This window comes from Nostoc cf. commune SO-36, from assembly GCF_023734775.1.
GTDB lineage: Bacteria > Cyanobacteriota > Cyanobacteriia > Cyanobacteriales > Nostocaceae > Nostoc > Nostoc commune_A.
On record NZ_AP025732.1, the window covers coordinates 6660888 to 6687648 of the forward strand.

Below are 26761 nucleotides of genomic sequence, written 5' to 3' on the forward strand. Positions count from 1 at the left end.
TTGTTATTCCAAGTCAATTTTTTAACGAACCGCCAAGGCGCAGAGGACGCAGAGAGAAGAAAGAGAAGGAAAAAATTGCTTAACTGAACTGTATTGCCCCTTAAAAAGGGGGATTTAGGGGGATCAAGATATCTGCAACTTCTCATTAAATTGGTATTAGAAAATAAGGATTCAAGCCCTGACTACGAACTTGTTAATATGGGCAATAATTTAAAATAATAGGATCAGCTAGATTTGCAATCATACATTGTATGGTAGTTTTGCACCCACTTTCAGATTTTATCGACTGCGATTTTGCCATCAGCAATTCATCTTGTAGCTATTGGTACGAAGGGCGTTGTCCGCAAAGTGGCAATCGCCTAAAATTACCCCGCACTTCAATGTCCGAAGCGATCGCTCACGGACTAATGCAACAACTTGCCAACAATGAATGTTATTCTCACGAAGGCAAGATGTATGGAATACTATTAGTTGAACTGCCTAATGGCGAACAACGGGTACTAAAAGCCTTCTCCGGTCTTTTGAATGGTTGTAGTGTAGTTGAGGGCTGGGTTCCACCAATTCCCGGAAGAGACGAAGTTGCTTTAGAGGAAGGCCGGACTTTGGCACAGTTGGAGGCGATTAAGCAAGAAATTATTACCTTGAAGCAACTGACTGAACGCCAGCAGTATGAAATCCTGTTTAATGACTTTGAGCAGCAGTTACAAGCAATGAGCGATCGCCATCGCCATTGCAAACATCAACGACAGGAAAAACGTCAGCAAATCTACAATACACTTACTCAAGAAGCACTCACGATTGCCCTTGAACAACTCGACGAAGAAAGTCGTCAGCAGGGAATTGAGCGGCGACAACTTAAACGCCAGCAAAATGCCGTATTACAGCCCTTACAACAGGTAATTGCAGCGACGGATGCGCGAATTAGCGAACTGAAACAACAGCGTAAAGCACTGTCTGGTCAATTGCAAGCTCAGATGCACGCTAGCTACAGCCTGACTAATTTTTCTGGGCGATCGCAATCATTACAGGAATTGATGCCAGGAGGTTCGCCCACCGGCACAGGAGACTGTTGTGCCCCAAAGTTGCTTCATTATGCGGCAACACATAATCTCAAACCATTGGCAATGGCAGAATTTTGGTGGGGTGCGTCTTCCGTAAATCAGGATAAAATTCAGGGAGAGTTTTACGGAGCGTGTGCCGAGCGCTGTCAGCCATTGATGGGGTTTTTGCTCTCAGGCTTAAAACCTATTTCAATCCCTAATAAGGATTTTAATACAACAACACATTCTCGTAACTCCAGTGTGTTTGACTCCGATGAAAAACGTTGTAATTTCCCAGCCTTCTCTCCTATTAAGAGAGAAATCCCTATTCTTTATGAAGATGAATGGCTGATTGCTGTAAACAAACCTGCTGGGTTACTTTCGATACCTGGCCGTTATCGCGATCGCCAAGATAGTGTTTTGAGTCGGTTACGTCATCTTTTACCAGATGGCATGGCGCTTGCATCTGTGCATCGCCTAGATCAAGAAACATCTGGTATTTTGTTGTTAGCACGCGATCGCCTTACCCATCGACAACTTAGCCAACAGTTTCAGCAACGCCAAGTTCACAAGGTTTATGAAGCCATACTTTTTGGCGCTGTGACAGTTGACGAAGGTGTGATTGATTTGCCATTGTGGGGAGATCCGGAAAATCGTCCTTATCAAAAAGTTGATTGGCAGCACGGTAAACCCTGCTTGACACACTTCCAAGTAATGGCGAGAGAAGGAGACTATACCCGCGTCCAATTTACGCCGCTCACAGGGCGAACTCATCAATTAAGGGTGCATGCGGCTGATACACGAGGACTTGGGGTAACTATTTTAGGCGATCGCCTTTATGGATGCTGTGCAGTTACTAGTCGATTACATCTCCACGCTAGAGAACTCCGCTTCAAGCATTTACAATTGAGACAAACGCTGCATTTACAAGCAAATACACCGTTTTAACTTAACGCCATATCCAGTTTCGCTATACCAGCGATCGCTCTCAGGGACTTCCAACTAAAAAAATACCCATCCTTGCGGGACGCTACGCGTAGCTTGCTTCCCCAAAGGGTACGCTTTGGTGAGCAGGGGGCGCTGGCGTTGCAGGGGAGAAAGCAATACAGTTCAGTTAAGCATTTCTTTCTTCTCTCTGTGTTCTCTGCGCCTCTGTGGTTCGAAAAAATTGACTTTAACAAAAAGTTTTAGCCTTAACTAAACCGTATTGGGATAGAAACAGATAAACACTAATGATTTACCTGTTTCCACCTGTGATTGTCTGATGTTAATACCTGGGAATTAAACGATTAGGCTTGTTGTATTTCTGGACGGCCATTTTCAACCACAAATGAAGCCCGTTTACTAATCGTGCCATTGGGGGTTGTGACGTTTGACATAACTAAATAATCTGACTTCCAGGTTGTGGGAGTCAGGGCACAGCGAACATATCCTCGTTGACCATTGAAGAACTTAATGTGTGGGTTATCGGGTAAGTAAGCTTCAACTGCGGGGGTAGTATCTGCTCCATCGCCACCAGAGCTAATTGAAGAACAGACAAATTCACTGCCAAGTGTGGCAGATTCTGGCCGATCAAAGTTAGCCTTCAGGTTCATTGCCCAGTGAGAATGCACATCACCTGCCAAGGATACTGGGTTAGAAGGCTTGCGCTGTCCGAGGAAAGCCATCAGGCGATCGCGCGAAGCCACATAACCATCCCATTTATCCATGCTGTAAGTTCCGCCAGGGCCTGGTGTCGTGTCCCGTTGAGCAATGGGTACTTGCTGCGCCAAAACATTCCACTTGGATTGTGAATTACTTAAACCATTAAATAACCAATCCTCCTGCGCCTTACCAGTAATCGTTGCCTTCGGATCTAAATTTTCTGGGCAACGTTCTTTGGTGCCATCACCACAGGGCTGATCGGTGCGATATTGGCGGGTATCTAGAACATGGAAGGTAGCTAAGTTACCAAAGGAGAGCCGACGATAAAGTTGCATATCGGGGCCAACAGGACGCGAGAAGGGTCGCAGTGGCATGTGTTCGTAGTAAACCTGATAAGCAATAGCTCGCCGTTGGAGGAAAATTGCCCGATCCTGATCTGGTTCAGTATCAACTTCTGAGATGTTGTTGGCGTAATTGTTTTCTACCTCGTGGTCATCCCAGGTAACAATCCAAGGAAAGGCTGCATGAGCTGCTTGCAGATTGGTATCGCTTTTATAGAGGGCGTAACGGTTGCGGTAATCTTCTAAGGTGAGAATTTCTGAACTATTGTGTTGTCTAGGGCCATTGTTGGAGATTCCCCCTTCATAGATGTAATCGCCAACATGCACTACTAAATCGAGGTCTTCCTGTGCTAGATATTTGTAGGCGGTATAGAATCCCTGTTGATAGTTTTGGCAGGAGACTAGACCAAAGTTAAATTTACTCAAATAGCTATTTGCTAGAGGCGCTGTCCGAGTACGACCAATGGGGCTAGAGTCTTGTCCAACAAGAAAACGATACCAGTACCAAGTATCAGATTGGAGTCCTTCTACTACAACTCTAACTGAGTGAGCTAGTTCTGGGGCTGCTAGTACCGTACCTCTAGAGACAATCCGTCTCATGTCGGGATCAGTTCCTATTTCCCAGCGAATTGGCACATTTACAGGTGGCATTCCACCTCCGTTTAAGGGTTCGGGAGCCAGACGAGTCCAGATCACTACGCTAGTAGAATAGGGTTCACCCGACGCTACGCCCAAGGTAAAAGGATAATTGGAAAATCTGCTTTTAGCGATCGCGCGTTGAGAAGAAAATTGATTAGCGATCGCTAAACCAGACAATGCTCCTGCACCGATAATTAAGTTGCGTCGTTTCATTCGACTGTGCAAGAACTGCTCAAAATTCCGGTAATTTACCATTCTCTACTCCTGACTAACAGGTAAGTTAAAGTACAGCAACAGCTAACACAAAGAAGGTAGGTTAATTGTAGGAAAACTTCGTAACTAGCTTCCTTACAAAATTAGGTTTTGATTCCTAATTTTTCTCTTAATATCAATGTGTTAGATGTTGTTTTGCCAGATAAAATCCTACTATTAAAAGATTAATTCTTGGCAAAGAAAGCATTAATATCAACTTAATCAAGGTTAGATTTTAACCTTTTTCATTGATACTACTTTTCTCTTCATCATCCAGCCAAGACTAGAAGCAAATAAAACGCCAATTAAAGGTGTAGATTCAGGTACTTGTCTATAAGAAACTCTCCCAGATATGGGTTCAGCATTTAGAGAAGTTCTAGAGTAAGCTGTAAAATCCTCACCAATAATTTCATAACTGATAGAACTGGAAGGATTAGCTTTATCATTAAAATGATAATCTAATGCCAAATATGTTTCTCCTGTTAAGGATGTGGTTGGAAAGACAACAGGGAAATTTGGGTAGTTGGCATCATCTTGTTCAGTGTAAACAGTAGAGTCGCCATCAAATTTGAAAGAGAGTGACTTAATGTTAGCTTCGGGATTATAGTCATTACTAAAGGTTGAGTCATCAAAGCTAAAAAAGCCATTTCCCTTAGTTACTGGGCTATCAACTGTGAAAGCGTAATTAAGAATTGCGGCAGATGCAGATTTGGCATCTACGGTAGCAAAACCTAAAGTAAGAGTAGCAGCAACCAATAATTTTGGAACCAATTTCATCTCAGTTTTCCTCACTATACACTTTTGTAAGCAATGCAACTACACTAAGTTAGGATACAGCCCTAATTTTGACTGCTTTGCAGCCATTGGACTTTACAGCTATTCGGATAAAAATAGCTTGTTTCTAACTCCCTTATTTTCTAAATGGGTATTCATAGCTGGTTAGAACAGCGATGAAAATCAATGATTTTTCTTGTTTCCAGAAAAAGAAACAAGTCTTCAATTATTTTGAGACACCTTATTTTAGAATCCTGAGTTTAAGCTAACTTTAATTAAAGGTAAAAATAAAATATAATTTAAGTTTGCTAATAAATTAAGTTAGTCGAGAAACAAGTCATTTTTATCGAACAGAATTCAGGAGTCAGGAGTCAGAATTCAGAATGAATTCTGTACGACTCTAAAACTGGATTTCAAAGCCTCTCTCCATTTCGGGGAGAGGTTTGGAAAGGGGTAAAAAGCACAGTTCGGATGAGATTTTTAATGTATCTGCTATCCATGTAAAGACGCGTTAGCGCAGACTTAAAAAGTACAATTTTGCGTATTTACACACTCAAACTCACCGCTAATATAAACCTAACTGAACCGTATTATATCTACTCATCGATAGATATCTTGCAAAAGTCTCTAATACCCAACCCTTAATCTCTTCCTCGCTTGCAGGGTTACGGTGTACACACAAGTCGAAAAAATCTCAATTTCCCATTTCTCTGGTTTATCGAACAGAATTCAGGAGTCAGGAGTCAGGAGTCAGAATTCAGAATTCAGAATTCAGAATTCAGAATTCAGAATTCAGAATGAATTCTGTGCGAGTGGCGGAAAGCGAGTCTTGTCTGCGACACGCTACGCGAACAAGCGTCTTCATTCGGGAGCATCCCAATTTTGCAAATTTACCAAATTAGAACTAGTCATTGCGAATGGAGCAAAGCGGAATGAAGCAATCGCAGCCGCTAGACTTTGCGATTGCAACTCTTAGAGACGCTCCGCGTAGCTTGCTTCCCCGAAGGGGTACGCTTCATTTCATTACGCTCGCAATGACAAAATATGTTTTTACACATTTGGGATGCTCCCTCTTTATTCTGACTCCTGAATTCTGACTTCTGAATTCTTCTTCAATTATTGTTCTATCATTTTGAAGAATCGGGTAAAGTAATCTGGAAAAGTCTTCGCTGTACAGCCAGGATCTTTAATTACAATCCCTGGAACCTTTAAACCAGTGACAGCAAAAGCCATCGCCATTCGATGATCGTGATAAGTTTCAATCGCCGCCGGGGTAATGGGGCCAGGCTCAATTCTCAGTCTATCTGCGAATTCTTCAACCTTGACTCCTAGCCGACGCAACTCTGTAACAACAGCTTTAATCCGATCGGTTTCCTTATATCGAATATGTTCTACGTTACGAATAGTAATCGGTGAACTGGCAAAAGGCGCGATCGCTCCTAATGTTTGCACTAAATCCGATATATCATTCATATCAATGTCGATGCCTTGCAATTGCTTTGGCCCCGTCACTTCGGTGTAATCATCCGAATCCTTAATTTGGCAACCCATCTGTTCTAAAACATTCAGCCACAAAATATCACCCTGACAGGATTGTTTGGTCAAATGTTTGACTCGCACTCGTCCACCCGTGACGGCGGCGGCAGCAAAAAAGTAAGAGGCATTTGACGCATCAGGTTCTACTGTATAATGTCGAGCTTGGTAACGTTGACCGGCTTTGATCTGAAACTGATTATCGCCGATTTGAATCACTTCCACCCCAAAATCTGCCATCAGACGACAGGTCATTTTGACGTAAGATTGAGAAACTAATGTCCCCTCAACTTCAATGCTCGTATCTTGTTGAGCATAAGGCGCAATCATCAGCAATGCCGAAAGTTGCTGACTTGTTTGGTTAGCTTTCAACCGAAAATTTCCACCAGCGAATCCCTGGCTATAGACGGTGTAGGGCATAAACCCAGAGTTTCCCTCAAAGTTAACGGTTGCTCCACCCGTTTGCAGCACCGTCAGCATGTCACCCATCGGCCGTTCTCGCATTCGGGGAACGCCATCTAAACGATATTCGCCGTTCCCCAGTGCCACCAGCGCCGATATAAACCGTGCTGCTGTACCTGCCAAACCCACAAATAAATCTGCCTGTTTAGCTGGAATGTCGCCTCCCCTTCCCGCCACTTGAATCTGTGCCAGATGAGGATTTAGCGTAATAGGAATGCCCAATTGCTCTACGCATTTGGCAAAATACTCGCTATCTTCACTAAATAAAGCATTTTCTAAAATGGAATCACCTTGCGCCAAAGCAGCGACAAGCAGCGCCCGATTGGTAAGACTTTTAGAACCGGGAATTTCTACTGTGGCATCTACTGGCCGATTTAGAGCAGGAATTTCAATGGTATCCACTTTAGACCTCTACGTAGGCGGTTAGCTACAACTTTATATATTCCCATATCTTGAGCAAAAGGGGCAGGGGAGTCAGGGGGAGCAAAGAGAAAGTTTTAGTAATTTTTACTATCTGAATATAGGGTGTAATCTGACTGTGCTTTTGGGAATACTTGATTTATTCACCTGATTAATTTAGAACTCAGGCATTATCAATATGAAATGGACGACCTTCAAATTGCTGGGCAAATACAAATAGAACCTAAAGGAATAAAACACCTTGTGACAATTTGTGAAATTCGTGGCATTGGCGGTAAATATAATTTATTCTTGCCTAATGATGATGAAAAAATAATTGTTCTCAATCGAGAAATACCTGTAAAATATACCATTTTGCAGGTAAAAGATGCAGCGAGAACAGTATTTTTAGGAGCATTGATTAGCCTCTCTGAAAAAGGGGCGCAATTGCGTAGACGCCCAGCGTCTTGTCAGCAGACATCGCCACATTCTTTATAACTCTTGAGTAATCTCAAACTGAAGTTATTAATTGAAGCAGAACCGTCTATAGAAGAAGAACACATCTATGACAAGGTGATTCAACAGTCTCATGTTGATTAGCATCTTTTTGTGCTTCGGTTTACAGATGTTCCCCCAAAAGCGATGTCTGACGACAAGCCGCTAGGCGTCTACGCAATTCTTAATGCACTGCGTCAGCCTGGGTGAGATTAGAGCATCAATATTGAAATGGTAACAAAGGGAGGTGTATGTAAACAGGGTCAACCGAAAAAGTAGGTAGTCTAAGATTTTTTAAAACAGTAACAATTGTTGCTGATGCAACCAAGCGATCGCGCTAAGATTTTGGACTTAAGCCCGATCTAACTCCAATAACTCGTAACTTTCAACGAATAATTAATAATTCGTAATTTCTGCTATGAAGCAACTCACTTGAGTTCTGGAGTTAAAAATATGATTTCTTCTAAAACTGAGATTTAATTACATCCCAAGAACAAATGACAAACGTAAACAAATTTCAAAGACTAGTAGAACTTGCAAATGATTATGGAATTATTTGCCAGCCAACACCAGAAGAATGCTTAATTGCATCCTTGCCTGGAGAGGATGATTTCTTATTAGCTTTTACTTGGTCTGGTACAGTTGAAGGAGAGCCGCCAGAGCATGAATTAATCGCAATTAGCGTACAGGATATAGTCAAAGAAGTTACCGTTGCAGCTTGGCAGATTCCTTTTTATTTATTCGGAAACGTTTTAAGACAAGCTCAAATGCTTGTCGCTGCCCACAAAGATTTTGTTAGTTAAGAGACAAGCCGCATCTCAAAATTGCTATCCCTGTCAACTATCTGTGGCAGGGATTTTTATTTCAACTACTGCTTTTGAAAGTAAAAAAAGAAACAACTAATCTCTTCTTTTATTAATTTTTTTAACTATTTTAATTCTCTTAACTTTCTTAACTGTCTCTTAATGTAGTTGTTTAACTTTTTTATCTTCTCTTGAATGTTAGTATAAAATATTGCTTAAATTTATGGATAAATAGAAATAGCAACAATATAGAGTAACAACTTTAGATGCTATTTATGTCCTTTAGATATGGTCTATAGGCTAGAAGAAGCTGTGTAGATTGGGAAGATGAGATAAAAAGAATTACTTAGTTATATGGTAAAATTTACGCTAACGCAATTCTACGACACCCAGACGTGATTGCAAGAATTTTCAGTTTGTTAGGGGTATAAAAAACAATACCAACACCTGTTAGGGCATAAATTTTCAGAAGATTGATTGAAGGTTGACATAAAGGCGATATCTGCGACGGGCTGCGCCTACGCAGGTTCTTGGCAAAGAGCGATCGCCTTTCTTTTTTCATATTGAAGTATAATTTTATTCTTACTAATCCCGGATTAAAAAAAGTTAAAAGTATTTATTCGTAGCTTGTGTTCAAGGATAAAACCTAACTTAGGCATCGAAATTATAAGGAATGCTTTCAATAACTTACCTGAACTTCATCTTTTCACTAAATTCAATAAGCAAAATCTGCAATTGCTTTCTCAAAAGCTGCTTTTACTGTCTCAAAAGCAGCTATTTTTTTCTCATTTCAGTATATTCAGCAAGCAAAAGCAGCTTTTTCTTTTTCAAAAGCAGCTATTTTTTTCTCATTTCGGTATATTCAGCAAGCAAAAGCAGCTTTTTCTTTCTCAAAAACAGCTTTGACTTTCTCCTTTTGGCATATTCAGCAACGCCGAACGATTTTTAACTGTCTGCTACTCATTTGGTAATCAAAACGATAGCCTAAGAGAATCCAGCAACTTACACATATTGCCTCATGTTACCCAAACCCAAAAAACACTGGACACCCCAGCACTGGGCAAGTTGGAAACCCTTTGGCATTGGCGAACAGTACCCCAACAATTATTGGGAAGTATTTCGGGCAATTTGGTTGTCTCGTGACAAACTACCTTATGCGTGGAATATTCTCGATAAGGGTGTCTGTGATGGTTGCGCTCTTGGAACAACTGGGATGAAGGATTGGACTTTAGATGGTATCCATCTCTGCAATGTCCGGTTGCGGCTGTTGCGGATGAATACGATGCCAGCTTTTGATGCTGTGTTATTGGCAGATGTTTCGCAGTTACAAAAGCAAAAAAGTGCCCAATTACGTGACTTGGGAAGACTCCCTTACCCGATGATTCGTCAACGAGGAGAAAAAGGCTTTCGACGTGTGAGTTGGGATGAAGCTTTAGGGGTAATTAGCGATCGCATCCACTCCACTACACCAGACCGCCTCAGTTTCTATGTTACCAGTCGCGGCACTGTCAACGAAACTTATTATGCCACCCAAAAAGCTGTGCGGGCAATGGGAAGCAATAATATTGATAACGCTGCTCGCATTTGCCATTCTCCCAGCACGGCGGGATTGAAAGCTGCTCTTGGTGCAGGGGCTACGACTTGTTCTTATAAAGACTGGATTGGTACTGATTTATTAGTTTTCATTGGCTCCAATGTTGCTAATAATCAGCCTGTTACCGTTAAATATCTCCATTATGCAAAAAAAGCTGGCACAAAGATTGTAGTTATTAATACTTACCGCGAACCAGGAATGGAGCGCTACTGGGTTCCCTCAATTGTAGAAAGTGCCGTTTTCGGTACAAAGTTTGCCGAAGACTTCTTCTTAATCAACATGGGCGGGGATATAGCATTTTTGAATGGCACTATTAAACATATAATTGCTAACAACTGGGTAGACCAGTCATTTATAGATTTATATACAGATGGCTTTGCCCAACTCAAAGCATCGTTAGAAAATCAATCTTGGGAAGAATTAGAGCGACTTTCTGGTACATCGCGCGAGTCAATGTACGCCTTTGCCAAAATGGTCAAAGAAGCGAATAAAGCCGTATTTGTTTGGAGTATGGGTATTACTCAGCATGAATGCGGCGAAGATAATGTGCGAAGTATCATTAACTTAGCTCTCACCAAAGGTTTTGTCGGTCGGGAAGGCTGCGGTTTAATGCCAATTCGTGGCCACTCTGGGGTGCAGGGTGGTGCTGAAATGGGATGTTACGCCACAGTATTTCCTGGTGGTAAACCTATCACTCCAGAAAATGCTGCTCAATTGAGTCAGCATTGGGGCTTTGAAGTGCCAGCTAGTAAAGGTTTAATTGCTCCAGAAATGATTAACGCTGCACATCAGGGGCAATTAGATGTGTTGGTTTCCGTGGGTGGAAATTTTTTAGAAGTGCTGCCAGAACCAGATTATGTCGAAGCGGCGCTGAAGCAAATACCGCTACGGGTACATATAGATATTGTTCTCTCCAGCCAAATGTTGGTCGAACCTGCTGATACTGTGGTGCTTTTACCTGCGACGACTCGCTACGAAATACCAGGGGGAGTAACAGAAACTAACACCGAACGCCGCGTAATTTTCAGTCCAGAGATTCCGGGGCCGCGTATTGGAGAAGCGCGTCCTGAGTGGGAAGTATTTTTAGAATTGGCAAGGCGGGTAAAACCAGATTTGGCAGATAAGCTGGCTTTTGTTGACACAGCTGCTATCCGTCAAGAAATTGCTCAAGTTGTCCCACAATATGCTGGTATTCAACACTTACAGCAAGCTGGCGATCAGTTTCAATATGGTGGCTCACATTTGTGCTTTGGTTGGAATTTCCCTACACCAGATGGAAAGGCACATTTTGGGGTATTAGTGCCACGCGAAAGAGAATTACCAGAAGGCTATTTCTTATTAGCAACGCGCCGAGGCAAACAATTTAATAGTATGGTGCAAGAACGTAAGGATGCAATTACTGGGGCGATGCGAGAGGCGGTGCTAATGAATGCTGCTGATGCTGCACTGTTGGGTTTAAAAGATAGCGATCGCGTCATTCTTAAGAATGATTTAGGCGAGTTATTCTGTCAAGTCTACATTGCGCCAATTCAGTCAGGAAACTTGCAAGTACATTGGCCAGAAGGGAATGTGCTACTAGATAAAAGTAAGCGATCGCTAGAAGGTGTACCTGATTATAATGCGATCGTGCGTCTGGAAAAAATCTGAAACGCCTTGTGCCCCTAAGATAGGATGTTTTTTAACTGGAACTCCCTTACCCAATTTCCAGTTCTTAGTCCGTTTTACTGTTGCATTTTTTTAAACATCTGTTACATTACTTTACAGACAGTTACGACTGCCATAACACTTGAATCTTGGAGTTTTACTCATGTCAGGTTTTAACAATCCTGCGCCTATTGTTTCAGAAGATCCTAATGCTGTGCGTTTTGGCTTCACTCCTCAGAGTGAAAATTGGAACGGTCGTCTTGCAATGATTGGTTTTCTATCTGCGATTTTGATTGAAGCTTTCACTGGTCAAGGCTTACTCCATTTCTGGGGTATTCTCTAAATTGATCATAGCAGGGGCGCACAGGCGTGCGTTCCTGTATATATTCTACGAAGGACATTTGTTTCTAAGCTATGGGAGTTGTTGGGATTGGTGCAAAATCTCAGATTTTTCCGGTTGAGCCAAAATATAACTGAATAATTACTTTACATCGAATATGTATAGCTAAAACTCATGGAAATACCCCAGCGCGTATCAGTTCGCTACAAAGACGCGTCCTACAACACTAATGAAATCCGCTTGAGAACTTTTCGGCTTGGGTTGCAAATATGGGATGAACAAACCAAACCTAGAAAAACAGAGCTTTATCAGTTTATATCGTCTTGCTTGAAACAAGTTGACCGCCAAGATCGTTTTATGTTTTCTCTGTTGTTTATAGAATTAACAGACCTCATACGCAATTCTTCGCTAGAAAGGGGAACAAAAGAGGTTCTGATTAAAACAGCTTTTAGAGAATTTGCTTGTGCCATAACCGACTTTGAAGATGTTGCCAAGTAAGTTACAGCAAATTGCAATCAAACGTGCCACAGATAAAAGTACTGAAAGCAATACTGGGATTTGTTTTAGGATTTATTTTGTGGTGGGTTTGATCAAAAACTGCTGTAGGTCATCATGGTGTTGGCATTGCGTAAGCGTAGCATCTACGCATTGCTTTGAAGTCAGCTAACCTAATCGAGTAGGATATTTATAAAGTAAGCAGCTTTCGAGTCGGATTAGTTTTTTCACTGAATGCGCGGATGGGTAGGTGTTGGGGAAGAGGTGACGACAAAAATGGCTGAATCGCCCTATATACAATCACTTGAGATAATTAGTATTTCTAAACCATTCGCGCACCTTACCTGGACTAGTTTTCAGCCATTTGCCTCTAGTCAAATCACAACTCCTCGTGTTATTATTTTCATGTTCGCGCAATAGAACCTTGAAAACCAAATAAGACAAAGCTTTCAGAAGCCAGCGATTGCAATTACCTAAAATCCCTATTAGGGATTGAAACAGAAGAGGTTGGGGTAGAAAAGCAGGTAGTTGAGATTGCAATTACCTAAAATCCCTATTAGGGATTGAAACTTGATGCTACGGTTATTGTCTTCTAGTAGCCAGTTCATTGCAATTACCTAAAATCCCTATTAGGGATTGAAACCCAGTGCCATCATCGGGGAGAGGGGACAAACTAATTGCAATTACCTAAAATCCCTATTAGGGATTGAAACTACTGGGACTTCCACTAAGTTCATCGAAGGCTTCAATATTGCAATTACCTAAAATCCCTATTAGGGATTGAAACATGACCAAATCCTAGACCTCCCTGGGGAAACCTTAAATTGCAATTACCTAAAATCCCTATTAGGGATTGAAACTATTTTCTGGCTCTTTGACTAGCACACAGTAAATAATTGCAATTACCTAAAATCCCTATTAGGGATTGAAACATTAGCATTTTCTAATACAAATACGGACAAAGTTATTGCAATTACCTAAAATCCCTATTAGGGATTGAAACCTGATAATAGCAGTAGATTGGCGGTTGCTCAAAAATTGCAATTACCTAAAATCCCTATTAGGGATTGAAACTCAGTTGTATCTGTATCAGTATCAGTATCAGTATTATTGCAATTACCTAAAATCCCTATTAGGGATTGAAACAAATACTCAGAACTCTCAGTAGATAGATTAGTGGGATTGCAATTACCTAAAATCCCTATTAGGGATTGAAACGCAATGGGAGGTAACAGGCTAGAAAATGCTGTGAAAATACTAGAGATTGCAATTACCTAAAATCCCTATTAGGGATTGAAACATCAGTGGCAGCCTTAGCAAATACTTGCCAATCTAATTGCAATTACCTAAAATCCCTATTAGGGATTGAAACCCTTGAGGTATGGGTACGGATGCAAGGCTGGGTCCAGTGTATTGCAATTACCTAAAATCCCTATTAGGGATTGAAACTAATTCTCAAAATAGGCAGAGCTACACTAAATCGCAGGATTGCAATTACCTAAAATCCCTATTAGGGATTGAAACTATTCAACCTGATGGCAGTATCAGAACAACTGACATTGCAATTACCTAAAATCCCTATTAGGGATTGAAACTTTAACTTTCGCTCCAATCACCACGGCCCGTTCTAATTGCAATTACCTAAAATCCCTATTAGGGATTGAAACGCACTATCAGAAAAGAGTTCGCTGAACACATCAATAAATTGCAATTACCTAAAATCCCTATTAGGGATTGAAACTGATTTATCTTTCGGGGCGATCGCCTACCATCAAGCACTCATATTGCAATTACCTAAAATCCCTATTAGGGATTGAAACTGATTTATCTATTACATTATCATGCCATACTTTATATTGCAATTACCTAAAATCCCTATTAGGGATTGAAACGATAAATTCTTAATACTTAATGAATAAATAGCATTGCAATTACCTAAAATCCCTATTAGGGATTGAAACCACTGGGTTCCCTGGTGATAGAACTCGAAGCTTTGATATTGCAATTACCTAAAATCCCTATTAGGGATTGAAACAAGAAAGCCCAAGCGATTGTTACAGCCGATTTAGATTGCAATTAATTGCAATTACCTAAAATCCCTATTAGGGATTGAAACAGATTTCTTGATATTCCCGCCGATAAAATATTCAATTGCAATTACCTAAAATCCCTATTAGGGATTGAAACGGTTCGTAAGGTGGGTGTTCGTATTTAATTTCCTATTGCAATTACCTAAAATCCCTATTAGGGATTGAAACGAAAACGATCGCTACGCCGCAGCCGTGTATCGCAAAATTGCAATTGACAGAACATATTATATTTATTTACGCCCACTTACTTAGCCAAAGATGGCGATCGTATTTTTAGATTGTCACAAACGCAATTCAACAACTATAAAATTGAACTAGGTCTATCACAAGAATGTGAGCAGTTCTGCTATGAAAACCCTGGCTAAATGGTCTGTAGACGACTATCACCGCATGGTTGAGGCGGGCATTCTGCGTGGTCGTCATCTAGAACTGCTAGCAGGCGAAATTGTTGAAATGAGTCCAGAAACCCCAATTCACTACACCACAGCAAAACGGGGTGCAAAATATTTAGAAGAATTGCTCTCAGGTAAAGCTGATGTCCGCTTCAATGGGGCCATTACACTATCCGAGTCGGAACCCGAACCTGATATTGCGATTGTTCGACTTCCAGAATCATCCTACAGCGATCGCCATCCTGCTGCTAAAGATATTTTCTGGATTGTAGAAGTTGCCAACACTAGCTTAAACAAGGACTTGGAGATTAAGGCTGCGATTTATGCGACGGCTGAGATTCAAGAATATTGGGTTTTAAGTTTATCTGCTAAACAGATGATTGTGTTCAGAAACCCTCAAGATGGTAAGTATGTTGAAGAATATACTATTAAGCAAGGAACGATTACACCATTAGCGTTTGCAGATGTTACAGTGTCCGTTCAGAGACTTTTGCCATAGGGTAGCGTTGCTGAATGGAGAGATGAATAGACTTATATAGGTACAGTTCTTCCGATATGCAACGCCAATTTTTTAGAGTGTTCCAAAAAATAAATGATCCAAAACCCGTCATTGCGAGCGTTCGCGGAGCGTCTCATAGAGAAGCAATCTCAGCCCTTGCGATTGCTTCGCTTTGCTCGCAATGACAACTGAGCATTTTTTTACTTGGAGTACTCTTACTATCTCAGAACCTTAACTGTTAGTTATGGTCTTCTAATAGCCCTCTGGGTTGATTTCTGACTTTTAACTCCTGCCCAAACGGTAAGTGGTTGTCCAACTTGTTTATACAGCAAGCTTTCTAAAATCACGCCATTATTGTTGGCGGTGAGAGTTTTATTCGGCTGACGCAGAGACTCATAAAAGCCGTTGTACCAACCATCTTTAGAGTTAAGGTTAGCTTGGACGAAATTAAATAACTGCTGCGTGTAGGCAGTATTATAAAGTACGTGCCAGCCGATCGCAGCTTTGGCACTGAGAAACCGCAAATCGTTGTGTTTTTGTCGGGTATCTGCGATGGTTGCCCAAGGTTCTCCGTTGACAAATAGGCTGCTGTAAACAAAGTATGGAGGACGATCTAAGTTGTCTTCGGTAACAGCAGTTAATTGTTTGGTGGCTTCATAACGCGCTGCTTGAGCAGCTAAAATCCGATCGGCATAAGCTTTCGGCAAAGCTTGAAATCCAGTTTCGATACCATCTAAAATATAGGGTTCGCTAAGAACGTAGTTATTAGCTCCAGAGTTTTTAAAGTCACGGCGATCGTAAGGAATTCCCTGTCCATAAAGATCAACAAAGGCAGCATTGGACTGATAATCCAATGCTTTATTAACATCCAAACCCCAAAGCTTTAAACCATAAGCAGCATAATTTTCATAGCCCAAGCGGCCTTCTTGGTTATATTGTTCTTTACCTTTAATAACGGCAGTACCGTACATTTGCCCCTTTTTAGTCAGACGCTTGACTTGCCAATGTTTCCAAACGTCTGTGGAAAGCGATCGCATTTCTGGATACTTCACCCCGACAATCTTTAACCAGATTGCCATTCTTCCCAAATCGATAGCTGACCAACCAATTTCTTCGCGTTTTTCTAGTTGACCATAATTGACGGGTACGAGGGTTTTGGCATTGTAAACCTTGTTGGGTAGTTCCCCTTTATACAAGGGCATTGATGCCAGTGTTTTCAACATTTTACTCATTTTGGCTTCAAATTCAGCCACAGGCACGATATTGAGTTCTCTAGCACTAACTAAGGCTGCGATCGCTGCGGTCTGATCCCACATACTTACAGAGGCAAAGCCATCAACTGAATTGACCAAGCCAGTTTCATCGTTCCAGTTGCGCTGGAAGTATGACCAAGCAATACGGGCAGTTGCCATTTCCTCTGGAGTCAGTTTTCCAACTCCAGGAGCAATGTATGGAATTATGGCTACTGTTAGTTGGTTCTTAGGAATAGGTTGACCTGGCAAAATTACAGATTTAGCATCAAGACTGGCAACTATTTCAGCTGCTTTAGCACCAGAGGCAAGGCTTTGGGGTTTCTTGGGTTCTACCAACTGCTGTGAAGCAGTTTCGGATGTTGATATTTTAGGTTTTTCTATAGAAGTTTTGGAAAGTTGCTTAGACCAACCATTTAAAATTGCGATCGCTATAATAGCCGTAACTACTCCCCCAACAGAAGCTAGTATGGACAAGTTCTTAGGTGGTGGTTGAAAATCAGAACTCATACTGATTAAAGCCTTATTTTGTAAGTCAGCGTGTTTGCGTAGTTTCACCAAATACATTCTTCCCAACTTTGGAATCTAACTAACACAAAGTCCACCTGACTATTACTAGGGGTCATCAGTTAAGTAAATACACTCATCTTAATTATCCTGAGTGACTTTCGCCCTCTGTGCAAAAAACTGGCATACTCCCGTCAGTTAATAGACTCATTACTTGATCCTTGTATTTCTGAAATATGTGATAACGCTTGATTTGAGGATCAGATTTGTTTGGCAATTGGATTTGCAATTCTTGCTTAATTGTGCCTGGTCGGGCGCTTAACACGTAGATGCGTTGAGATAGAAAAATTGCTTCTTCAACATCGTGAGTAATCATCAAAATTGTAGTATTTGTGGTACGCCAAATTTCTAGGAGAAATTGCTGCATTGATTCTTTTGTCTGCACATCCAATGCACCAAAAGGTTCATCCATAAGTAAAATTTTGGGTTTTGATGCTAAAGCACGAGCGATCGCTACCCGTTGTTTCATTCCACCAGATAGTTCCTGTGGTAGCGCTTTCGCAAATTCTGACAATCCCACTACTTCTAAATAATAAGCAGCTTGTTGCCGTCGCTTGGCTTGAGGTACACCTTGTAACTTTAAGCCAAATGCGACATTTTCCATAACACTCATCCAGGGATAGAGAGTGTAGCTTTGAAATACCATGCCGCGATCGCACCCTGGCCCTGTCACGCGTACCCCATCAACCAAGATATTTCCCGCAGTCGGAATATCTAATCCTGCAATTGACCGTAGCAAAGTTGATTTACCACAACCACTTGCTCCCACTGCACAGACAAACTCACCTTCTTCTACATACAAATTGATGTTTTTTAATACAGTCAACAAACCGCGTTTAGTTTGAAACTGTTTATGGAGTTGATTAACCTCTAGATGCATAAAAATTCCATTTTTTATATTATTTTCTGCAAGTTGAAATAAAAATTACGAATTATTCTAATCTTTAGCCCACTTACAAGATACACGTAATAACAACCTAAACAACAGATCAATTCCTAAACCAATCAAGCCAATTACAATCAAACCAGCAAAAATTTCATCTGTTTTCAGATATCTTTGAGCTACACTAATTCTACGTCCTAAACCTTCTGTAGCTGCTACTAATTCGGAAACAATCACTAAGTTCCAAGACGCTGCCATATTAACGCGACAAGCATCAATAATATTAGGCAGAATAAAAGGTAAAATAACTTGTAATAAAACTTGTTTTCTTTGACCTCCTAAAGTATAAGTAGTTTCTAATAAATGCTGAGGAACAAATTTGACTGCATCCATTACCATTAAGGTATTAAAAAACAGTGTGCCGATAAAAATCAGCATAATTTTAGGTATTTCTCCTAGTCCCAGATATAAAATTAGTAAGGGTATAAAAGCTGGGGCTGGCATATAGCGCACAATCCCAATAATCGGTTCTAACAATGCCCTGATACTGGGAAAAGTCCCCATTAAAGTACCTAAAGGAATAGAAACAATTGCCGCCAGCGAAAAACCAGCTATGACGCGAAACAAGCTAAAGGCAATATCTTTTTGTAAATCGCCACTTGCTAAAAGCCTTTGAAATGCACCCCACACTTCACCAGGAGTAGGAAGAAATAATGATGGTATTAATCCAGTATTAGAAATAACCCACCACAGAAGTATAGGAATAGCGATGGACAAGAACATTAAAGTCCAAGCTAATTTTTTAGGTATCTCTTCAGCAATGCGCCAAAAAACAGTTTGTGATAACATTTTATGAAAATGTTTGAAGTTTATTTTTTACAAATCGTCAGCAAATTGATTCATGATTTTTGCTTCGCGGCATAGGCTTTGACAAAGCGATCATCAAAAACTTTTTGAAGATTAGGTGCTTGTTTTGTCAAACCAGCTTCAACAAGAAATTTACTAATTTTCTCGGCAGCGTAACTTAGCGATTTCATGTCTTTACCGGGACTAAAAGCTTGCAAATTGTCTTCTATTGAAAATATTTTCGTGCCGGAGTTGTATGCTTTATATTCTGCAACTGACACACCAGCGCGTTTCGCCATAATTTCGTAAGCTTTGTCTGGGCTAGCTTTGATAAAATCTAAAGTAGCGAACCAAGTATTTATTAAAGCTTGTACATCTTGCGGACGTTCATTAATGAGTTTGCGAGTCACAACTAAATGGTCAGGAATCGCACCAGGAAAATCTTTAGAACTAAATAATTCTTTGCTGCCAGAACGTGATAAAGCCTTTGTAGTGAAAGGTGCAAAAACTCCGACGGCATCAACTTGACCTGCAACAAAAGCTGCTGATGCTGCACCTGTTTCTAGTGGTTGAAACTGAATATCAGCTTGGGTTAAACCTGCTTTTTGCAAACCTAGCAATAATAAAAAATGGTCAACTGTTCCCTCTTCAACAGCAACTTTTTTACCTTTGAGGTCGGCAATACTATTTATTCCTTCTCGGACAATAATTTTATCGTTCCCTGTCGAATTATCGTTGATTAAAACGATTACTTGATCTGAGCCTGCTGCCACTGAGCTAATGGTATCATTCAAGGTTTGGGTATTGGCATTTAGTTGACCTGCTCGTAAGGCGTTGATAGAATCTAAATAGCCATCAAACCACTTTAAATCTACATTAACTTTATTCGTCTCAAATAATTTTTCTTCTTGAGAAACTTGCCAAGGAAACCAACCTGGCCAAGCACTAAAACCAACAGAAATTAGTGCAGTTTTGACTGATGTATTAGGATTTTGCGGTGTAGAAGTCTGCTGGTTAGGAGTACAACTAATGGCGATAAAAAGAGTGAGTAAAAAAGCTGTGAATAGAGATGATACCTGGCGAATAATCATTATATTTTTAAAAGCTATTAATTTTTTACTTGATTGCTAGTAATGGCTTTTGCTTTCAGTTTTTTATACTCAAGTTTATACACATCAAAATGAGACAAAAAGTATTATAAGTTACAAAAATCTCTAAATTATCCAAATAGGGCGTTGACCCCCGCGCGATCGCTTTTAGCTGCCATAGCCAGTCGGAAACTGAGAATGAGTCAAGCTATGCTTTTAGAAGTTGTGTGTACTAAAACCTTTAAGTGGTCTTTTGATTGAGGTAGTTTTGGAATGTAGAGTTGAGTTTTTCCAAAATGTCTTTAACTGAAGAAATCCTTTCCCAACTACCCGGCGATGTTTTAGCAGGGTTGCGCCAAGGCGATCGCCTCCTCACATCTCTGCGAGAAAACTCCGCATCTGTCCCAACCTTGGTTAAAGAAAATCAACAGCCTTTAGGTGTTGTAGACTTTGATGTGGTTATCTGCGGTGGCACTTTAGGTATTTTAATTGGTTGCGCCTTGGCGGTGAAAGGACTGCGAGTGGCGTTGATGGAACGGGGAATTTTGCGGGGGAGGGAACAAGAATGGAATATTTCTCGCAAAGAATTAGATGTGTTTGTGGAACTAAACTTGCTGACTGAGGATGAATTAAAGAGTGCGATCGCAACTCAATATAACCCAGCGCGAGTTAGTTTTGATGGCGGTACAGAAGTTTGGGTAGAAGATGTTTTGAATATCGGCGTAGATCCAGTTTATCTATTGGCTACCTTAAAAACCCGATTTCTCAGCGCTGGTGGAAAGTTGTTAGAAAACACACCCTTTACCGAAGCGGTAGTTCATCCAGATGGGGTGATGGTAAATAACCAATTTAAAACTCGGTTATTAATCGATGCAATGGGGCATTTTTCACCCATCACTCAACAAGCACGTCAAGGAAAAAAACCAGATGCCTTATGCTTAGTTGTCGGAAGTTGTGCCCAAGGTTTTCCAGAAAATAACTCAGGCGATTTGTTATTGTCATTCACATCTTTGCAGAATCAATGTCAATACTTTTGGGAAGCTTTTCCAGCCAGAGATGGCAGAACCACTTACTTATTTACCTACATGGATGCAGATCCTCAACGTTTGAGTTTGGAAGCTTTATTTGAGGAATATCTGCGTCTTTTACCAGAATATCAGGGAGTGGAATTGAGCAAGCTGAAATTTCAACGGGCGCTATTTGGTTTTTTTCCCACCTATCGCCAAAGTCCGCTAAAAACGCCTTGGAATCGCATTCTACCAGCAGGAGATAGTAGTGGTAGTCAATCTCCCTTGAGTTTTGGTGGTTTTGGGGCAATGGTGCGTCACCTGAAGCGTTTGACTTATGGTATTTACGAAGCGCTGGAAACAGAACAATTATCTGCAAAATCCTTAGCACTGCTGCAACCCTATCAGCCAAGTTTGACTGTTACTTGGTTGTTTCAGAGGGCAATGAGTGTTGGTGTCAATCAGAAAATTGCCCCTGATCAAATTAACCAACTACTCTCGGCGGTATTTCAGGAAATGCAACAGTTGGGTACACCAGTATTAAAACCATTTTTACAGGATATAGTGCAGTTTTCGGCATTAACGCAAACACTGTTAAAAACTGGTTTATATCATCCTATATTAGTTGCCAAAATAATTCCGCAAGTAGGATTGGCAAGTTTGTTAGATTGGATGTTACATTACAGTAATTTAGGTGTATACACTACCTTGTTTTGGTTAAGTCCAATGCTAGAAACATGGATAAAGAATCAACCAGATGAACAACAATATTATTGGCATCGTTTAATTGATGCCTGGAAGTATGGATCTGGCGGTGATTACTCAGATGAAACTTGAAAATACCTGTGTGAGGATAAGATGATTGAACGAAAATCTTTAGGAATAAAATACTTTGCGGTGCTGATTGGATTTCTGCGCGATCGCCAGGGATTTCTAGAGGAAGTTCGCCAAGGTATAAGATTACCAAATAAAATCATTTCGCTGCTGGTTTGCAGTTCCTTATTTATCGCTGCTTATGGCGGAATCATTGGTGCATATCATAGCTGGATGCAAGCCATATCTTCCGCCATTAAACTCCCAGCCCTTTATTTAATCACACTTTTGATTTGTATCCCGACATTATACTTTGCTAACATTATTTTTGGTTCCAAGCGGACTTTTGCACAACATTTAGCATTAGTTTTAACTGCGGTTTCAGTCACAAGTGTACTTTTATTTAGCTTTGCCCCAATCACACTGTTTTTCTTAATTACTACCAATAATTACCAATTTTTAATTTTGTTAAATGTCTTTATCTTTGCCATAACTGGATTTATTGGTGTTTCGTCTTTATATCAAGCCACAAGTTTAGTTTTAGAACAAGATAATGAAGGTAGCAAGACACGCCAAAAGATTTTAAAGTTTTGGCTATTTCTTTATGCTTTTGTAGGCAGTCAGTTAGGATGGACTCTCAGACCATTTTTTGGTACACCTGATTCTGTCTTTCAACTATTCCGCGAAAGAGAAGGTAATTTCTATTTGAGCGTGATTCAAGCTATTAGCTATCTCTTGGGAATACGTTAATTAGCTATTGATAATTTAACAAAACATATAACATATAAAATCATGTTGGGAAAACAAAAGCGCGGAATTCAACAATTTGGTGTCTTGGTTAATTTATTGCGCGATCGCCAGTTATTTTTAGAAGAAATTCGTCAGGGAATCAGATTACAAAATAAAATTAGTTCTCTGTTCGTAACTAGTTCTATCTTCTTTGCCCTTTATGGAGCAATTATCGGTGCATCCCACAGTTGGGCACAAGCATTATCTGGTGCGATTAAACTTCCGGCATTCTATTTAATCACATTGATTATTTGTTTCCCAACTTTATTCTTTTTTAATGTTTTATTCGGTTCCCGGAGCAGTATTCAACAGCATTTTGTTGTATTGCTCACATCTGTATCTGTGATTAGCGTGCTTTTATTCAGCTTGGCTCCAGTTACGCTATTTTTTCTGATTACCACACCCGATTCTTATCAATTTTTTAAATTGTTGAATGTGTTAATTTTTGGCATTACAGGCATCTTTGGCGTTAAATTCCTGTATGAAGGAATGCAATTACTTTCTCAACAAGATGAGATAGGCAAAAAAACCCGCACCACTATTTTAAGATCCTGGTTATTGCTTTATGGTTTTGTTGGTATGCAGTTAGGATGGTTTCTCAGACCATTTTTTGGTGCGCCTGACTCTAAATTTGAATTGTTTCGGGCAGTCAAAGGCAACTTTTATCTCGATATTATAGGGGCTATTTCCGAAATTTTAGGTATGCGTTGATCTAAGAGTTATACCTGTTTTATAGCGGTTGTCGTTTACGTGAGGTACACTCGTAGATGCGCGGCATACCGTACACCTACACCTTGCGATCGCTCCCGTGGATCCTGGAGTATTGTATTGGTAAGTGATGCCAGCAATGTTGTGTGATTTCTAGATTCTTGCAGAGAATTATCGGCATTATGACCTATCTTAAAACTCTAAAACTTTAAGTGAAGGTATACTTATCACTAGATAGCTATGTAGCGATGAGCAAATCTTAGAGAGATAAGTTTCAAAACTTAATAAATTATTTAAACTCCACTCCTCAAAGGCTTTCCCTTGGTATTTTCGCGGTTCTAGAGGAACTCCAAATGAAAAATAGCCCAAATTATCTTGGGGGACGCGCATCTCGTCCCCCAAGATGGATGGTTTATTTATTGGAAATAAGGGATTTCCGACTTTACTGAAGGATTGTAAAGAGGTCTAGCAAAATAATTGCATTTGTCATAACTTAATAGTTATAGAACTATTGATGATTCGCCACATTACTCATGGTTAACACCCTACCCAAGCCAGAAATTAAAACCCCCAGCAAAGAAACTGTACTCACGCCCCGGTTTTATACTACAGATTTTGAAACCGCAGCCAACCTTGATTTGTCTGCCCAGGAAACTCAGTTGCAGGCGATGTTGACAGAAATGCGGACAGACTACAACCGCCACCATTTTGTGCGTGATGAAGCGTTTGAGCAATCTTGGGAACACATTGAGGGTGAAGCAAGACAGGCATTTATCGAGTATTTGGAACGCTCTTGCATTTCTGAGTTTTCCGGCTTCTTGCTATTCAAGGAATTATCCCGCAAGCTGAAAAATCGTAGTCCAGTGCTAGCGGAAATATTTCAACTGATGGCGCGTGATGAAGCCCGCCACGCCGGATTCCTCAACAAAGCAATGGCTGATTTTAAACTCTCCCTTGATTTAGGGGCTGTCACCAAAACCCGCACCTATACGTTTTTCCCGATTGAGTGGGTACTTTACACCGTTTACCTATCAGAAAAAATCGGCTACTGGCGTTACATTATTATTTTCAGGCATTTAGAAAAGCACCCGGAAAACCAGTTTTACCCCATTTTTCGCTACTTTGAGAGCTGGTGTCAGGACGAAAACCGCCACGGGGACATATTCAAAGCATTATTGCGTTCTCAGCCGCAACTCTGGAACAACTGGAAAGCCAGGCTGTGGAGTCGCTTTTTCTTGCTATCAGTATTTGCTACCCACACCCTGACAGTTCATGAACGTTCCGGGTTCTACAAATCACTGGGACTTGATGCTACAGAATTTGATCTCCAAGTTGTCCGTAATACCAATGAAACCGCAGGGCGGGCTTTTCCTGTGATGCTGAATACCGAACATCCCAAGTTTTTCCCACGTCTGCAACGCTGTGCAGCTTACAACTTGAAAATTGCAGAGATTGAGCGCAGTTCTGGGCTGAAATTGGTGAAGCTAATTCGCAAGCTACCTCTGATTGCAGCAATTGTTTGGAATCTACTGTTACTTTACCTGATCAAACCCATTGATACTGAAGCCCTGTTGGGAACGATTCGTTAGGGACTTGCAAAAAATAAATTATATCATGTTCGGCAAATCACTTATAGTACGTCATTGCGAATGCAACGAAGTGGAATGTTCGCGGAGCGTCTCGTAGAGAAGTAATCGCAAAGGTTTGGGATTGCCGCGCTCCGTACCCTGCGGGTTCCGCCCTTGGCGGTACGCAATGACATAAGTATTAAGTCGAACATGATATTATCCCAAATTATTTATAGATTTGTAGGGGCGCAACGCCTTGCATTGGTGTCAACTTAAGCTAAAAGCCTTTTCAAATCTCGTTTCCAGCCTCTGGGCTGGAAATGCACTTCAATTGCGGCTCTGCCGCAAGTCTTGAGGCGGCAGCCCCAACGACAGGCATTCCCAGTCGGAGCAGGGGAACGAGGCAATCCTAAAAGCTTTTTCTAGACTGGTTTTTACGTTAAGTTGACACCTATGAATGCCTTGCGCCCCTACTTACGCGAACGCGGAGCATCCCTGCGGGATGGAATATTTTTTTAACTGGAAGTCCCTAATTCATAAGCAGAAGTCATAGTAACAATTGCCACTATGATTTCTACTGAGTTCGATTTATGTGCTTGCGGTTGAGTATTTCTGAGTCTTGATTTAAATTCCCAACTAAACCTTTGCTTCCAAAGATTTGAGTAACTCGGTATTCACCCCCGACTCACGAGTTAGGGATACTTTGCCAGTGCGGGCGATTTCTCTCAAACCAAATTTTTGCAACACCTGCACGATCGCTACCATTTTACCTGGATCTCCCACAACTTCTAAGGTGAGAGAATCTTCCGCCACATCCACGACTCGCGCCCGGAAAATTTGAGACAGTTCGATTACTTCTGAGCGATTGCTGGTACTAGCATTCACCTTCAAAAGCATCAATTCCCTCTCCACGCAAGGAGTTTCGGTAATGTCCTGTACTTTAAGTACATTGACTAACTTATACAGTTGCTTCGTAAGTTGCTCGATGACGCGATCGTCACCAGGGACAACCATCGTAATTCGGGAGACTCCTCCTTGTTCAGCAGGGCCAACAGCAAGGCTTTCGATATTAAAGCCACGACGTGCAAATAAACCAGAAATGCGGGAAAGAACACCCGCCTCATCTTCTACAAGAACTGAAAGGGTATGTTTCATCTTCGCCAACAGAGGCTAGAGCAGGAATTGAGTAACGCAGACACTAGCTAAGGGCTACGCTAAATGTACTACCGCACTAAAAAAGTCAGTGCGACCTTCTATTGTAAACTTAAGAGCTGCACTCTTTATATCTTTAAAAGGAATTTGGGCAAAAATCATACTGCAACCAGGAATTTCATTGATTTCATTGAAAAAATATCTTTTTGTTGGCAGATGCAGCATTTTTGTAAAGCTTTTATACTCATACTTAATAAGCCTCTAATAGGAGAAAAGTTATATGGGTTGGTTAAAAAGACTATTTGGCATGGAAAAACCTGAAAATGCAGAAGTAAATCCGACTGCACAAGCTGTACAGCAAGCTCCTAGTGCTAATGTCGCTACTGCTACGCAATCAATACCCCCAGAACGTCTGGGATTAAGCGGAGAATATGACCAAAGTGGTTTAGCCAAGCGGGTAGCGTTGGCATTTGATCAAGATCCCCAACTTGATGATGTTAATACCCTTTGGGTGGCTCAAACAGGTAGCACTGTGGTATTAAAAGGTAAAGTTCCCAGTCAAGAAATTCTCAATAAGATGATTTCTGTGGCGCGTTCAGTGAATGGTACTACAGATGTTGACACTAACCAAGCGACGATTGGCTAAGTGCTTGG

Annotated in this window: 20 protein-coding genes and 1 CRISPR repeat array; of the genes, 12 read left to right on the forward strand and 8 right to left on the reverse strand. The window is 40.9% G+C overall.

Features of this window, described 5'->3' with window-relative positions:
* Positions 1–251: 251 nt before the first annotated feature.
* Entirely contained in the window at positions 252–1988 is a 1737-nt protein-coding gene (locus tag ANSO36C_RS30025) for an RluA family pseudouridine synthase (protein WP_251957731.1), read from the forward strand.
* 341 nt (positions 1989–2329) lie between these two features.
* On the opposite strand, the gene ANSO36C_RS30030 is transcribed toward ANSO36C_RS30025, so the two are convergent.
* The 3 genes from ANSO36C_RS30030 to aroA form a co-directional block, all read right to left on the reverse strand.
* Entirely contained in the window at positions 2330–3919 is a 1590-nt protein-coding gene (locus ANSO36C_RS30030) for an alkaline phosphatase D family protein (protein WP_251957732.1), read from the reverse strand.
* A 225-nt stretch (positions 3920–4144) separates the two neighbouring features.
* Complete coding sequence (locus ANSO36C_RS30035; RefSeq protein ID WP_251957733.1) at positions 4145–4693, reverse strand: PEP-CTERM sorting domain-containing protein; 549 nt, start codon at positions 4691–4693, stop codon at positions 4145–4147.
* A 1113-nt stretch (positions 4694–5806) separates the two neighbouring features.
* Positions 5807–7087 carry a 3-phosphoshikimate 1-carboxyvinyltransferase gene (gene aroA, locus ANSO36C_RS30040; protein ID WP_251957734.1) on the reverse strand — a complete coding sequence of 427 codons (1281 nt, stop codon included), beginning with the start codon at positions 7085–7087 and terminating at the stop codon, positions 5807–5809.
* 201 nt (positions 7088–7288) lie between these two features.
* Here aroA and ANSO36C_RS30045 point away from each other — a divergent pair, with 201 nt between their 5' ends.
* The 6 genes from ANSO36C_RS30045 (at position 7289) to ANSO36C_RS30070 (ending at position 15436) form a co-directional block, all read left to right on the forward strand.
* Complete coding sequence (locus ANSO36C_RS30045) at positions 7289–7582, forward strand: hypothetical protein (protein WP_251957735.1); 294 nt, start codon at positions 7289–7291, stop codon at positions 7580–7582.
* Between the two features lie 494 nt (positions 7583–8076).
* A complete protein-coding gene (locus ANSO36C_RS30050) occupies positions 8077–8382 on the forward strand; it encodes a hypothetical protein (RefSeq protein ID WP_251957736.1) in 306 nt (101 codons plus the stop codon).
* A gap of 1018 nt (positions 8383–9400) precedes the next feature.
* Positions 9401–11623 (forward strand): FdhF/YdeP family oxidoreductase, encoded by a 2223-nt coding sequence (locus ANSO36C_RS30055; RefSeq protein WP_251957737.1) that lies wholly within the window; start codon positions 9401–9403, stop codon positions 11621–11623.
* Between the two features lie 160 nt (positions 11624–11783).
* Positions 11784–11963 (forward strand): chlorophyll a/b-binding protein, encoded by a 180-nt coding sequence (locus ANSO36C_RS30060; RefSeq protein WP_251957738.1) that lies wholly within the window; start codon positions 11784–11786, stop codon positions 11961–11963.
* A gap of 171 nt (positions 11964–12134) precedes the next feature.
* A complete protein-coding gene (locus tag ANSO36C_RS30065) occupies positions 12135–12458 on the forward strand; it encodes a hypothetical protein (protein WP_251957739.1) in 324 nt (107 codons plus the stop codon).
* A gap of 459 nt (positions 12459–12917) precedes the next feature.
* Positions 12918–14713: direct repeats of the CRISPR family, unit length 37 nt; unit sequence ATTGCAATTACCTAAAATCCCTATTAGGGATTGAAAC.
* Between the two features lie 180 nt (positions 14714–14893).
* Positions 14894–15436 (forward strand): Uma2 family endonuclease, encoded by a 543-nt coding sequence (locus ANSO36C_RS30070; protein WP_251957740.1) that lies wholly within the window; start codon positions 14894–14896, stop codon positions 15434–15436.
* Between the two features lie 242 nt (positions 15437–15678).
* On the opposite strand, the gene ANSO36C_RS30075 is transcribed toward ANSO36C_RS30070, so the two are convergent.
* The 4 genes from ANSO36C_RS30075 to ANSO36C_RS30090 form a co-directional block, all read right to left on the reverse strand.
* A complete protein-coding gene (locus tag ANSO36C_RS30075) occupies positions 15679–17196 on the reverse strand; it encodes a DUF3131 domain-containing protein (protein WP_251960480.1) in 1518 nt (505 codons plus the stop codon).
* 142 nt (positions 17197–17338) lie between these two features.
* Positions 17339–18133 (reverse strand): ABC transporter ATP-binding protein, encoded by a 795-nt coding sequence (locus ANSO36C_RS30080; RefSeq protein ID WP_251957741.1) that lies wholly within the window; start codon positions 18131–18133, stop codon positions 17339–17341.
* Between the two features lie 57 nt (positions 18134–18190).
* A complete protein-coding gene (locus ANSO36C_RS30085; protein WP_251957742.1) occupies positions 18191–18985 on the reverse strand; it encodes an ABC transporter permease in 795 nt (264 codons plus the stop codon).
* A gap of 50 nt (positions 18986–19035) precedes the next feature.
* Complete coding sequence (locus tag ANSO36C_RS30090) at positions 19036–20073, reverse strand: ABC transporter substrate-binding protein (RefSeq protein ID WP_251957743.1); 1038 nt, start codon at positions 20071–20073, stop codon at positions 19036–19038.
* A 293-nt stretch (positions 20074–20366) separates the two neighbouring features.
* Between ANSO36C_RS30090 and ANSO36C_RS30095 the strand changes: the two genes are divergently transcribed.
* From ANSO36C_RS30095 to acsF, 4 genes are all read left to right on the forward strand, one after another.
* Positions 20367–21914, forward strand: a complete 1548-nt coding sequence (locus ANSO36C_RS30095) for an FAD-dependent oxidoreductase (RefSeq protein WP_251957744.1) — start codon at positions 20367–20369, stop codon at positions 21912–21914.
* A gap of 21 nt (positions 21915–21935) precedes the next feature.
* Positions 21936–22640 carry an actin-binding WH2 domain-containing protein gene (locus ANSO36C_RS30100; RefSeq protein WP_251957745.1) on the forward strand — a complete coding sequence of 235 codons (705 nt, stop codon included), beginning with the start codon at positions 21936–21938 and terminating at the stop codon, positions 22638–22640.
* Positions 22641–22682: 42 nt separating this feature from the next.
* Positions 22683–23390 carry an actin-binding WH2 domain-containing protein gene (locus ANSO36C_RS30105; protein ID WP_251957746.1) on the forward strand — a complete coding sequence of 236 codons (708 nt, stop codon included), beginning with the start codon at positions 22683–22685 and terminating at the stop codon, positions 23388–23390.
* Positions 23391–23920: 530 nt separating this feature from the next.
* Positions 23921–24976, forward strand: a complete 1056-nt coding sequence (gene acsF / locus ANSO36C_RS30110) for a magnesium-protoporphyrin IX monomethyl ester (oxidative) cyclase (RefSeq protein ID WP_251957747.1) — start codon at positions 23921–23923, stop codon at positions 24974–24976.
* A 615-nt stretch (positions 24977–25591) separates the two neighbouring features.
* On the opposite strand, the gene ilvN is transcribed toward acsF, so the two are convergent.
* Positions 25592–26110: an acetolactate synthase small subunit gene (gene ilvN, locus ANSO36C_RS30115; RefSeq protein WP_251957748.1), complete on the reverse strand. Its 519-nt coding sequence runs from the start codon at positions 26108–26110 to the stop codon at positions 25592–25594.
* 277 nt (positions 26111–26387) lie between these two features.
* Here ilvN and ANSO36C_RS30120 point away from each other — a divergent pair, with 277 nt between their 5' ends.
* Complete coding sequence (locus tag ANSO36C_RS30120; RefSeq protein ID WP_190943037.1) at positions 26388–26753, forward strand: BON domain-containing protein; 366 nt, start codon at positions 26388–26390, stop codon at positions 26751–26753.
* Positions 26754–26761 lie beyond the last annotated feature (8 nt).

What these genes read in the sequence shown, in the direction of transcription:
- ANSO36C_RS30025 (WP_251957731.1), top strand. Translation starts at nt 252, where the DNA reads ATGGTAGTTTTGCACCCACTTTCAGATTTTATCGACTGCGATTTTGCC.
- ANSO36C_RS30030 (WP_251957732.1), bottom strand. Translation starts at nt 3,919, where the DNA reads ATGGTAAATTACCGGAATTTTGAGCAGTTCTTGCACAGTCGAATGAAA.
- ANSO36C_RS30035 (WP_251957733.1), bottom strand. Translation starts at nt 4,693, where the DNA reads ATGAAATTGGTTCCAAAATTATTGGTTGCTGCTACTCTTACTTTAGGT.
- ANSO36C_RS30045 (WP_251957735.1), top strand. Translation starts at nt 7,289, where the DNA reads ATGGACGACCTTCAAATTGCTGGGCAAATACAAATAGAACCTAAAGGA.
- ANSO36C_RS30050 (WP_251957736.1), top strand. Translation starts at nt 8,077, where the DNA reads ATGACAAACGTAAACAAATTTCAAAGACTAGTAGAACTTGCAAATGAT.
- ANSO36C_RS30055 (WP_251957737.1), top strand. Translation starts at nt 9,401, where the DNA reads ATGTTACCCAAACCCAAAAAACACTGGACACCCCAGCACTGGGCAAGT.
- ANSO36C_RS30060 (WP_251957738.1), top strand. Translation starts at nt 11,784, where the DNA reads ATGTCAGGTTTTAACAATCCTGCGCCTATTGTTTCAGAAGATCCTAAT.
- ANSO36C_RS30065 (WP_251957739.1), top strand. Translation starts at nt 12,135, where the DNA reads ATGGAAATACCCCAGCGCGTATCAGTTCGCTACAAAGACGCGTCCTAC.
- ANSO36C_RS30070 (WP_251957740.1), top strand. Translation starts at nt 14,894, where the DNA reads ATGAAAACCCTGGCTAAATGGTCTGTAGACGACTATCACCGCATGGTT.
- ANSO36C_RS30075 (WP_251960480.1), bottom strand. Translation starts at nt 17,196, where the DNA reads ATGAGTTCTGATTTTCAACCACCACCTAAGAACTTGTCCATACTAGCT.
- ANSO36C_RS30080 (WP_251957741.1), bottom strand. Translation starts at nt 18,133, where the DNA reads ATGCATCTAGAGGTTAATCAACTCCATAAACAGTTTCAAACTAAACGC.
- ANSO36C_RS30085 (WP_251957742.1), bottom strand. Translation starts at nt 18,985, where the DNA reads ATGTTATCACAAACTGTTTTTTGGCGCATTGCTGAAGAGATACCTAAA.
- ANSO36C_RS30090 (WP_251957743.1), bottom strand. Translation starts at nt 20,073, where the DNA reads ATGATTATTCGCCAGGTATCATCTCTATTCACAGCTTTTTTACTCACT.
- ANSO36C_RS30095 (WP_251957744.1), top strand. Translation starts at nt 20,367, where the DNA reads ATGTCTTTAACTGAAGAAATCCTTTCCCAACTACCCGGCGATGTTTTA.
- ANSO36C_RS30100 (WP_251957745.1), top strand. Translation starts at nt 21,936, where the DNA reads ATGATTGAACGAAAATCTTTAGGAATAAAATACTTTGCGGTGCTGATT.
- ANSO36C_RS30105 (WP_251957746.1), top strand. Translation starts at nt 22,683, where the DNA reads ATGTTGGGAAAACAAAAGCGCGGAATTCAACAATTTGGTGTCTTGGTT.
- acsF (WP_251957747.1), top strand. Translation starts at nt 23,921, where the DNA reads ATGGTTAACACCCTACCCAAGCCAGAAATTAAAACCCCCAGCAAAGAA.
- ilvN (WP_251957748.1), bottom strand. Translation starts at nt 26,110, where the DNA reads ATGAAACATACCCTTTCAGTTCTTGTAGAAGATGAGGCGGGTGTTCTT.
- ANSO36C_RS30120 (WP_190943037.1), top strand. Translation starts at nt 26,388, where the DNA reads ATGGGTTGGTTAAAAAGACTATTTGGCATGGAAAAACCTGAAAATGCA.